A 9,540-nucleotide genomic window follows, 5' to 3' on the forward strand; every position below is an offset into this window, starting at 1 on the left:
TATTCATGGGATTGTTGGACGTGCGAGCGTAGGGTCAGGCTACACGGCTGCTTCCACCGAAATCAGCGGTGTGCGCGGCCTCGCGCTGGCGGGTCCGATCTTTTCCAGGATGGATCGCGGCATTGGCGTCAAGGGGCAGGTCGTGTTGACTCAGCCGGGGGCAGTTACTGACGCCATGGCGTTGTACGGCGGCACGGTGGGGTCGGCGAGCGATGTGACCAGCCTGTATGGATTGTATCTCGAGGACGTCACGCAGGGAACGGCGGCGAATTACGCGGTTTACACGGGTTTGGGCGCGTGCCGCTTTGGCGACGACGTAACCGTGGTTGGAGACCTGGCTGTTCAGGGCGGGTCGATCACATCGCCGGGGGATCTCGAGGTATCCGCGGATGAGGGCGCGGGCGCCGTGCGGGTCTCGGGGTCGTTGAGCACGCCCGAGGTTGCGACATTTGCCGCGGACGACACGACGCCGAGCGTCGCGGGCGCCAACATCTTCCGCGTGCCGGCTGCCTGGACCGCCGGAAATGACGTGACCCGCCTCGATGACGGCATTTCAGGACAGACCGTGATCATTATCGGGGGAGATGCGGATTGCGTGTTCACGGACAACGCCAGCCTGCATCTGGCCGGCGGATGGACCGCTCACCCCGGCGATACGCTCGTGCTCGTCTACGCGGACGGCGTGTGGCACGAACTCAGCCGGTCGGACAACTAGGAGGGCTTTTCGTGGAACAGAGCATCCTGACAAGCGCAAGGGCCGCGGCGCCGGAAGAGAACCCGGCCTGCCCCTACAAACTTGTGCACGATATTCAGTGGACGACGCTGCGCGAAGACCTGAGCGAGCTGAAAACGCGGGTGCAGCGCCTCGAGACCACCCTGGCGCGGGGCGTGACTCTGCTCGTGGCAAATCTTGTGGGCGTGATCGTGTCGCTTCTGCAACAACTTGTTTGAGCGATGGAGGTTCAGGGCATGTATTGGAAAATCACGGTTTTGCCGGGCGCCAGGGAAGCTTCGGACCCAGAGCGCGCTCCGGCCGGACGCTTTGTGCTTCAGCGGCATCACGACGGGACCGGTCCTCACTGGGATTTACGGCTCGAGCAGACGGGATACCTTGTTGGCTGGCGTCTGGAACACCCGTTCCCGGACGAGGGGTGCTGGGCCCTCGAGAAAGGCCCTCATCCCATGCGGTGGCTGGAACAGGACGGCGACGCAGCGCGGGAGGATGCCGGACTGTATACCGTGCTCGCATGGTCGAAGGATGCGCGGGAACTGCTGCTCGAGGGCCGGAAGGGCACGCGCGCGCTCCGGGCGGAGCGAATGCCGTTTCTTTCGCCGGCAGCGGCGCGGGCCCTCCAGGAGACCATGGACGAGATGGCGGTGGACGCAGCGTCGCTTCCGGCCGTCCTGCGCGACGGCGTAACGGCGCGGCGGCGGGCTATCGCGCGTTTCTGCGGCCTTGGGCGGGAACTCGACGGCAGCACGTTCGACGAGATCGTGTGGCGGCGCACGCTCGAGTCCCTGTCCCTCGACGAGCTCACCGCGCACCTTCGCGCCTACGAGGTGCGGTTTGATCACAAGTATCCCCCATCGCCTGCGTCGCACCCGGAAACGCTTCCTGACGGCGAACACGGGGCCTGGACAGAGCGCGCGATGGGCATCGTGCGCGGCGGCTGAGGGCCGTGCGCCACGGGACGCTCCCGCCCTGTCCCACAGGAGGGCGGGGCGGGGGCGTCTTTCCCAATCCAATTGAACCACAACAGGCCGCGCGCCCGGCCATTACGGCCCGGCACACGCGCGGCCGAACCACAGGAGAGTGAACCATGGCATTTGGCGATATTGGCGGCGTGGTGACCGAACTGGTCATCACGTGCAGGACCCCGGCGGCGGGCGCGGTGAGCATCGCAAAGGGCGATGCGGTCAAGCTGATCGGCGCCTACACCGTCAGCAACGATACGGACGCGGAAGACCCCGTGTTCGGAGAAGCCCTGGCTGACGCCTCGGACAACGGGGCAGCGATACCCGTTAAGGTGCGGGGCATATCCATTTTCGAATACGACGGCGAGACCCCGCCGGTGGTGGACGGCCTTGCCGGCGTGACCGCCGCGGCGGCGAACGGCAAGGTCAAAGCTCCGGCGTCCGGCAACGGCAAGGGCGTGAACCTCAAGGTGGACGCGGCGGCGGGCCTTGTCCACGTACTGCTCTAAGGAGGAACAACCGATGGCATATCGAGACGATATGGTGAAGGAGCGGGTGGCGTTCCTGAGCCAGGAGCCCGAGAAGCTGCGGCAGGTCCGCGGTTCCGGGCTTTACGAAACGCTGCAGGGCCTCGGGCTGACCCATGGCCAGTATTTTCGTGCGCTCGGCACCACCGTGCGCGACTATTGCGCCCAGGAATTCGGCATCGACCTGGACCGCATCACCGTGGACCGCTTCTTTCAGTCTGACCCCAACGCGAAATGGCTGTTTCCGGACATGGTTCGCGACGCGGTCCTGAGCGGCATGACCCGCAAGCCCGTGTACCCTGGCCTGATCATTCGCGACGAGCGGGTCGGCAGCACGGCGTTTGACGTGCCCTACGTTCGGGAAGACGAACTCGAGGAGGAGCTGCGCACCGTCGCGGAGGGCGCGGCGATCCCGGAATCGTCCATCAAGTATGGCGATCGCGTGATCAAGCTGGACAAGAAAGGGCGGGGCGTAATTGCGTCGTACGAGGTGATCCGGCGGATGTCGGTGGACATGCTCCGGGTGCATCTTCAGCGGATCGGCGAACGGCTGGGGCGCCATCTCGACGCGCGGCTGGCGGAGATCCTGGTTGCGGGCGACGCTTCCGGCAGCACGGCGCCGGTGACGCTCGACACCGCGGCGGCGGGCGTCTGGGCGTACGGCGACCTGGTGAAGGGTTTCCTGACACTGACCCTCGACCACTACTTCACGCCGACCCATATGCTGGCCAATGCGGAGCTGTGCCAGGCCATCCTCGAGATGGAAGCGTTCAAGGAGGCTGCGCTGTTCGACTTCGCGAAGACCGGCAACCTGCCCACGCCGCTGGGCACACGCCTGGTGCCGATGGCGGGCCAGCCCGCGGACAAGCTCACCATTCTCGATGCGGGGTACGCGGCCCAGAAGCTCACCGAACAAGACCTGCTGGTCGAGAGCGACAAGCTTATCAACCAGCAGTGGGACCGGACGTATCTGACCGTCGTCACCGACTTCGCGATCATCTATGAGAAGGCTCGCGTGGTGGTGCGCAGCGACTGGTCTTGAACCGAGGGGAGCGGTCCGGGCTTGGCGGATCGCTCCCTTCCCCGATTCTAATGAGGAGGCTCGAATATGGCGAGTTTTGCATCTGAAACGATGGTGCGGCTGCGCTTTCAGCTCAACGACGCGGCATCGGTTCCCGCCGAGCTCATACAGGCAGGGATTGACGACGCCCACGCCGAGCTCCTGCCATTGCTCGACCCGGCATACGGCGAAGAGCCCTATCCCGAAGCGCTTGTGCTGGGCGAAACCCTTCTGGCGGGTGCGCACGTGTATTGCGCATTGGCGGCGAAGGATGCGCACGACCAGAAAAGCGTGGTTGTGGGCGGGCAACGCATTGAAGCGGGCGAGCGGTTCGCCTCGCTTACGGCCGTGGCAAAGACCACGCGGGCCGCTGCATGGCGCCTGCTCGCGCCGTTCTTGCGGGACCATCCGCCCCACGCCCCCGCGGCCCTGACGGACACGGCGCCGGTCCTGGGAGGAACACACTGATGGCGATCACGCTCAATGGCCTGGTGCTGGACGACATGCTCGTGTCCGTGCGCGAGCAGCACGAGGAAGTCGGCGGCCGTGATGCGCGTACCATCGAGATCGCGGGACTGATCCCGGACGAAAGGTCCGTGGCAGCGATCGAGACGCGGCTCGACGCGCTTCTCGAAGCGGCATCGGCGGCGGACTATTCTGCGGAACTCTCGATCCGGGCGGGACGGCGCCTGATGGTGCGGCGCGCGGCGTTTCGCCGCGCGGTTCAGCGGGCCAGTCTCACCGGCTCGTTCACACTGCGGCTCGAAGCCCGCACGCCATTCGAGGAGGCCATGAACGTGACGGAGATTCCCTGGGCCATCATGGAGACGCCCTCCACGCGGGTTGTGGCCAGCACGGGTACGGCATTCGCCCAGCCGGTGATTCGATTGAGGGCCGGGGGGACTCTCGTGCAACCCGCCGTGAGCGACGGTAAACGGCGCATCGAGTACGACGGGGTGGTGGGCGAGGGTTCGGTCCTCCTGTTCGATGCGGTCCATGCGCGCGTGCTGCTCGAGGATGAGGATGTCACGCCCTATGCATTGGGGGAGTTCCCGCGTATTGGCCCCGGCGAAACCACGCTGACCTTCACGGACGAGCCGGCGGGCGCGCACCGGGCCGAGGCGGCGGTCGCCTACCGCGACCGGTGGTGGTAACCATGGAATACGCCGTGGAAGTATACGACCGGCGCGGCCTTCGGGTTGCCCGCTACGACCGGCTTCCCCTGATGGAAGCCACCCGCACCGCCCCGGACGAGCCGGATGTCATCGAAGGGCTTCTCCCCGAGGGCATCGCCGAGCTGGGACCCGGCTACCGAATCGCGGTGCTGCTCGAAGAGCAGATGTTCTGCGAGGCAGAGGTGACGTGGCTGGGACCGCAGTGGAGCGACACCAGGAAACTCATCCTCGATCGCTACGTGCCCTTCCACGAGGTCATCGCATTTCGCGCGGAACGCGATGGCGCGGACCGCAACGCGCGCGTGACCCGAGGCTACGGCCCGGGGCGCATCGACGCGATGGTCAAAGATATCATCAACGCAGCCGAGGGTCCGGTTCACTACCTCGTGGCCCACGGTGCGTACCCCGATGGCGCCGTGCGCGAATACGGGAAGTACGTTTCCCGCAAGACGCCGGCCAGCGAGCTCGGGACTGGCGGAATCGCCTCCGGCCAATGGGTCGAGACCCCCCGGCTCGATGCGAGCGCGGCGTATGCCAAAGACGGCGATACCATCGCCGGGCTGGCCGTCGACGGAATACCCTGGCCAGACCTGCGTCTGATGATGGTCGATTGCGAGGAGCTGTCGAAGAACAGCCATGCCGTTGCGCGCCATCCCGAAATTGCGGGGTGGACCGCCAGCCGCTATGCCGCGAGCGGCTACGCGCTGGCCGCGGAGGCGTCGCGGCGGACGCTCCAGAGGCTCATCGATACCAAAGGCATCGACGCGGTCGAATTGAACCCGCACCGGGGCTATGACGGCGCCTACGACGACCGCGTAGACGTCTACGGCCGCTATATCGGGCTGGTCTACGGCGGGGGCGAGTGTTTCAACGCGGCCATGGTCGAGCTGGGCGGGTCCGGCGTCTACCTTTACGAAAACGGAAGATTCCATGAGCCTGAGATGCGTCTGAAGGAGTATTTCTCGTATGCGCAACCTTGCAAGGACTCTGTAGACGGCGGCGCGGCGGCGTTGACCGCGTTCGAGGCGGACCACGGCGTTTTCGACCTGCTTACGGCATTGGCGTACGCGGGCGGGTGCGTCTGGACCACCGATACCGGCGGCGCGGTGCATTTTCGCAACGCTGAAGACTGCGATCACGTGTTGCTCTACGACCCTGTGGTCTGCGGCGCGCTGATGGCTTCCAACAGCGGCGGCATCGTCAATGCCATCTGTTTTGAGGGCAATCCCATCCTCGGGCCCATCGAAAAGACGTATGTGCGCGGAGAAAGCGCCGACGCCTTCGGTTATCGAGGCAAGGGGCTCCGTCATTTCGGCATCGTTCACGAGGATGACGCAGACCTGCTTGTGAACGGGCTCCTCGACGACCTCGCCTATCCCGAGGCGGCTGGAAGCATCACCCTGCACCACGGATGCAACGCGGTCCATGTCGGGGACCTCATCGAGATTCGCGGCGCGCCGGTGCGCCGGCTCGACCCGCCTCTCGAGAGCGAATGGGGCGGACGGTTCGCGGGGCGTCTTGTGAGACGGGTGAACCGTGTCACCCACCGGTTCTCGGGCCGCGCCGTTACGACCACGCTCGGGTGCGCGCCGCCCCTGCGCTCGGCCGCGAATCCCTTGCGGCGCATGACACAACACGAGGGGACCGAGACGTCCCTGTCTCAGTTTCGATTGGATGCCGTGTCGGCGGGCCTGGATCTGGTCCATCATCTGGATTGACTACGGAGGGCTGTCTGACGACGGCCTCAGCGGGGAACATCATGGCGATACGCGGAAAAGGATATATCAAGACTTCCTGGGCTTTTCAGGAACGGCCCGTAGCCTCGGCGAAACTCAACACGTGGGACGGCCGCATCGAGGCCGCATTCGAACTTCTTATGAATCTCGCGAGCCTGGCGTGGGGCGGCGGCGACGGCGTGCTCCGAAACGCGGCGGACGGCGATCTGGGCGTGGTGGCGGCCTCGCCGCCGGGCATGTCCGTTACGGTCTCGCCGGGGTATGCCTTTATCAACCGGTTTCCGTTCCGCCTCGAGGCCCCGGCCAGCCTGGGAGGGATTGCCGCGCCCGCGGCCTATCCGCGCATCGACCTTGTGCAGGCGCGGCTTGACACGTGGGACGTAACCATCAAGCCGGGCGCCGAGTCGGCTTCGCCCTCGCCCCGCGCGCCCGATACCGCGTGCCTCGCGCTGGCGGAGCTGTATCTGCGGCCCGGCATGACAGGGGTCCTTGATGCCGACGACGGCGTAAACGGATATATCCGGGATGTCAGAACGTATGTGTAACCGGCGAAACGACGTGCGATTGTTGACCAGCCTCGACGGGCAGGACGTGTCGCATTTCCGGCTGCGCGAATTCGAGAACGCGGCGGGGCTGGCCATGGTGCATCCGGCGCTTCTCGAATCTCTGGAGCGTACCCGGCGGGACCTCTGCGAGATGGCCGGCGAAACCGTGTGGCTCATCATCACGGACGCCGTGCGCACCGAGGCCGATCTGCGCCGCCTGGCCGCCCGCTACGGCTGGGCGGACCAAGGAGGAACGGTCGCGCGCAACTCGAAACATCTGGCGACATTCGGCGGCATCGCGGCCGACCTCGTGGCTGTGAACGCGCGAACCCGCGAACGCGTCCCCCAGAGGATTGTCGGGACCGTGTGCCGCCGCCACTTCGATTGGGTAAAGGATGACTACAACGACGGGCACGTTCATGCGGACAACCGCGACCGCGCAACCCCGCATGCGTGACCGGGAGGATACCATTCGTGACGGCAAACGACGCGATTCATACGGAGCAGGGACTTCTGCTCCTTGGCACCGTGCTGGCCGGGGTGTGGTCCCTGTTCAAATCGACCGAGCTGTATGCCCGCCTGCACCGGCGGCGCTGCGAACGCGCTCTGCTGGCCCTCGAAGCGGGCGTCATGAACACCTACGAAACCTACGTGCGTGAGATCAAGGCGTCGCGCGAAGACGGCAAGCTGACTTCCGAGGAGCGCCGTGAAGCCCGGCGCCGCGCCAAGAACTACGCCCTCGATCTGGCACGGAGCGAAGGGCTCGACATCGCCCGCGAACTCGGCCATACCTACCTGGACACATGGCTGGAACGACTCGTGCGAAAACTCAAGAACTGACCTCGTCCGCCTTCTCCCCTGCCTCACGCGGGCGCCCCGGCACCGGGGCGCCCGCCTCGCCGTCTCCCGCGCGGGACGGACCCGTGTCGTCCCGTCTTGGCCGGGCTCCCGGTGGCGTCAGTCGTTGGCGGTCACCCCTCGTTGATGGCCTGTTTGAGGCGGCGTATGGCGGCGGGGATATCGTTAAAGCCCCAGACGTTCCGGCCCATGGTGGCGCCCGCGGCGCCGGCGCGTCCCACGTCACGGGCGAGCTGGGCCGCTTCATCGAGCGTAGCGCACCGCGGCCCCCCAGCGGAGACAACCGGCACGGGGATGTCGGCTACGATGTCGCGGAACGAAGCCACATCGCCCGTATAGGGAACTTTGACGAGATCGGCGCCCATTTCGAACCCGGCGCGGGCCGCGTAATGAACGTGCTCGGGGTCGTGCACCACCGAGTGCTTCTCGTCGCCGCTCTCGAGGGGATAGATGTGCGGGATCACAGGAAGGCCGAACGGCGCGGCGCACCGCACCACCTCGGCGAGGTGGCGCATGTAGGCGAGTTCCAAGTCGCCATACACAAACATTGCCACGGCGATCGCGTCGGCGCCGAGGCTCAGGGTCTCCTCGACGGTCGCGGTATCAGCGAAACTCGGCTCATCAGGCCGCAGGGCCATCGACTGAATGATGAGCGGGACGCGCCCCGCGTACGGGGTCATGAGGCGAATCGCGGCGCCCTTGTTCATCGTCACCGCGTCGGCCTCGCCCGCGATAACCTGTTCCAGGGTGGAAGCGATGCGCCGCAATTCCAGCGGAAAGCCTATCGGGTAGTTGATCATGTGATCGACGGCCACGGTCAGCACGCGCCGGGTCCGCCCTGCGAGAATGCGGTTCAGTCGGGTCGCTTTTCCAAGTGCGCTCACGGTATCTGCCTGCCTTTCTTCCAAACTTCCCCGGGATCGGCCTATGGTACGGCAACAGTGGCGTGTTCGCAAACATGCGGGCCTGAATCAGGCCGCCAAACGAGGCGGCCGCCCATGGCGTTTCGACAGGACTCCCGTGGGGGTCTTGGAAAACGGCGTGCCTGGCTCTGCGCTCTCTAGGCGGCCGGGGTTTGCAGCGCGTTGAGCTTGCGAAGGGCGCTGTAGCCGCTGAACATCAGGAAGAGCGCGAAGGCATGAAAACCAAGGCCCAGCCAGTCGGGTTCCCCGATGAGGAGCAGACCGATGTACAGGAGGGCGTCCAGGAGGTAAATGATCATGCCGATGACGTAGACCGGCCCATAGCCTTTGTTGGAAAGCCATCCGATGAGCACGAAAGCGGCCGCAATGGCCACACTGAATCCCAACGCGATCGCGCGCACGAACCACACGCCGAGCCCGCCGCCCATTTCTTCGACAATCACCGCTGCCAGGGCATCGATGATCGACGTGACGCCCAGACCAAAGATGAAGGACCACTTCGAACCAGAGAACATCAGGAGGGAATTGATTACGGAGAGCGCCGCTATCCAGTAGAACCAATTAGCTCCGCCGTGAAACTCCTTGAGGCGCTTCTGCAATTCGGCGTTTGGCGCCGGCCGTTCGACTACGGGAGGCTGTTCATTCATCGAGTCGCTCATTGCACGCAATTCCCCTCTGTCCGATTCACGCTATACGTAAGGAAATCCCCCTGGCTCTACGGTCCGTAGGATATCCATCTGGCGCCGGTGCGTCAACACCAAATTGCGGGAGAATTAGGGAAAGACCCGGTGTATCCCGAGACGGAAAAAGGGCCGCGACGCTTGTATGCAGCATCGCGGCCTGAGCGTGTAACCGCCCGAGTCCGCAAACCCCGATTCAGTTATTCGGTCACCGACGGCTCGCCGGCTTTGGCTTCTTGACTGGGGCACGCGTTTTGCGCGGTTCCCGTGCAAGCCGTCTTTGCGCACGCGGCGCCACTGGAACCATCGCCTCCACAGGAGGATTGCTTGAGGCCACAACC

Annotated in this window: 13 protein-coding genes; 11 read left to right on the top strand and 2 right to left on the bottom strand. The window is 65.2% G+C overall.

What is annotated here, in order from left to right:
* The 11 genes from PLJ71_03865 to PLJ71_03915 form a co-directional block, all read left to right on the top strand.
* Positions 1-715, top strand: a 715-nt coding sequence (locus tag PLJ71_03865) for a hypothetical protein (GenBank protein ID HQM47796.1), incomplete at its 5' end; no start/stop codon positions are given.
* Between the two features lie 11 nt (positions 716-726).
* A complete protein-coding gene (locus PLJ71_03870; GenBank protein HQM47797.1) occupies positions 727-951 on the top strand; it encodes a hypothetical protein in 225 nt (74 codons plus the stop codon).
* Between the two features lie 18 nt (positions 952-969).
* Positions 970-1,674: a hypothetical protein gene (locus tag PLJ71_03875; GenBank protein HQM47798.1), complete on the top strand. Its 705-nt coding sequence runs from the start codon at positions 970-972 to the stop codon at positions 1,672-1,674.
* A 146-nt stretch (positions 1,675-1,820) separates the two neighbouring features.
* The gene (locus PLJ71_03880; GenBank protein HQM47799.1) at positions 1,821-2,204 is read left to right on the top strand and encodes a hypothetical protein; all 384 of its coding nucleotides are present in this window, start codon (positions 1,821-1,823) and stop codon (positions 2,202-2,204) included.
* Between the two features lie 13 nt (positions 2,205-2,217).
* Complete coding sequence (locus PLJ71_03885; GenBank protein ID HQM47800.1) at positions 2,218-3,264, top strand: hypothetical protein; 1,047 nt, start codon at positions 2,218-2,220, stop codon at positions 3,262-3,264.
* Positions 3,265-3,330: 66 nt separating this feature from the next.
* Positions 3,331-3,750 carry a hypothetical protein gene (locus tag PLJ71_03890; GenBank protein ID HQM47801.1) on the top strand — a complete coding sequence of 140 codons (420 nt, stop codon included), beginning with the start codon at positions 3,331-3,333 and terminating at the stop codon, positions 3,748-3,750.
* Positions 3,750-4,436 carry a hypothetical protein gene (locus PLJ71_03895; protein ID HQM47802.1) on the top strand — a complete coding sequence of 229 codons (687 nt, stop codon included), beginning with the start codon at positions 3,750-3,752 and terminating at the stop codon, positions 4,434-4,436. Before PLJ71_03890 ends, PLJ71_03895 begins: the two co-directional genes overlap by 1 nt.
* 14 nt (positions 4,437-4,450) lie before the next feature.
* Positions 4,451-6,175 carry a hypothetical protein gene (locus tag PLJ71_03900; protein ID HQM47803.1) on the top strand — a complete coding sequence of 575 codons (1,725 nt, stop codon included), beginning with the start codon at positions 4,451-4,453 and terminating at the stop codon, positions 6,173-6,175.
* A 41-nt stretch (positions 6,176-6,216) separates the two neighbouring features.
* On the top strand, positions 6,217-6,738 hold the full coding sequence (locus tag PLJ71_03905) for a hypothetical protein (GenBank protein HQM47804.1): 522 nt from the start codon (positions 6,217-6,219) through the stop codon (positions 6,736-6,738).
* Positions 6,719-7,195: a hypothetical protein gene (locus tag PLJ71_03910; GenBank protein HQM47805.1), complete on the top strand. Its 477-nt coding sequence runs from the start codon at positions 6,719-6,721 to the stop codon at positions 7,193-7,195. The genes PLJ71_03905 and PLJ71_03910 overlap by 20 nt, the downstream gene beginning before the upstream one ends.
* A gap of 17 nt (positions 7,196-7,212) precedes the next feature.
* On the top strand, positions 7,213-7,578 hold the full coding sequence (locus tag PLJ71_03915; protein ID HQM47806.1) for a hypothetical protein: 366 nt from the start codon (positions 7,213-7,215) through the stop codon (positions 7,576-7,578).
* A gap of 131 nt (positions 7,579-7,709) precedes the next feature.
* On the opposite strand, the gene PLJ71_03920 is transcribed toward PLJ71_03915, so the two are convergent.
* Together PLJ71_03920 and PLJ71_03925 are read right to left on the bottom strand one after the other, a co-directional pair.
* Positions 7,710-8,480 carry an aldolase gene (locus PLJ71_03920; GenBank protein HQM47807.1) on the bottom strand — a complete coding sequence of 257 codons (771 nt, stop codon included), beginning with the start codon at positions 8,478-8,480 and terminating at the stop codon, positions 7,710-7,712.
* Positions 8,481-8,656: 176 nt separating this feature from the next.
* Positions 8,657-9,178, bottom strand: a complete 522-nt coding sequence (locus PLJ71_03925; protein HQM47808.1) for a hypothetical protein — start codon at positions 9,176-9,178, stop codon at positions 8,657-8,659.
* Positions 9,179-9,540: the final 362 nt, after the last annotated feature.

This window comes from Candidatus Hydrogenedentota bacterium (assembly GCA_035416745.1).
GTDB lineage: Bacteria > Hydrogenedentota > Hydrogenedentia > Hydrogenedentales > SLHB01 > UBA2224.

Excerpts from the sequence above, each read along its gene's own strand:
- PLJ71_03875 (HQM47798.1), top strand. The coding sequence starts at position 970 with ATGTATTGGAAAATCACGGTTTTGCCGGGCGCCAGGGAAGCTTCGGAC.
- PLJ71_03880 (HQM47799.1), top strand. The coding sequence starts at position 1,821 with ATGGCATTTGGCGATATTGGCGGCGTGGTGACCGAACTGGTCATCACG.
- PLJ71_03885 (HQM47800.1), top strand. The coding sequence starts at position 2,218 with ATGGCATATCGAGACGATATGGTGAAGGAGCGGGTGGCGTTCCTGAGC.
- PLJ71_03890 (HQM47801.1), top strand. The coding sequence starts at position 3,331 with ATGGCGAGTTTTGCATCTGAAACGATGGTGCGGCTGCGCTTTCAGCTC.
- PLJ71_03895 (HQM47802.1), top strand. The coding sequence starts at position 3,750 with ATGGCGATCACGCTCAATGGCCTGGTGCTGGACGACATGCTCGTGTCC.
- PLJ71_03905 (HQM47804.1), top strand. The coding sequence starts at position 6,217 with ATGGCGATACGCGGAAAAGGATATATCAAGACTTCCTGGGCTTTTCAG.
- PLJ71_03910 (HQM47805.1), top strand. The coding sequence starts at position 6,719 with ATGTCAGAACGTATGTGTAACCGGCGAAACGACGTGCGATTGTTGACC.
- PLJ71_03925 (HQM47808.1), bottom strand. The coding sequence starts at position 9,178 with ATGAGCGACTCGATGAATGAACAGCCTCCCGTAGTCGAACGGCCGGCG.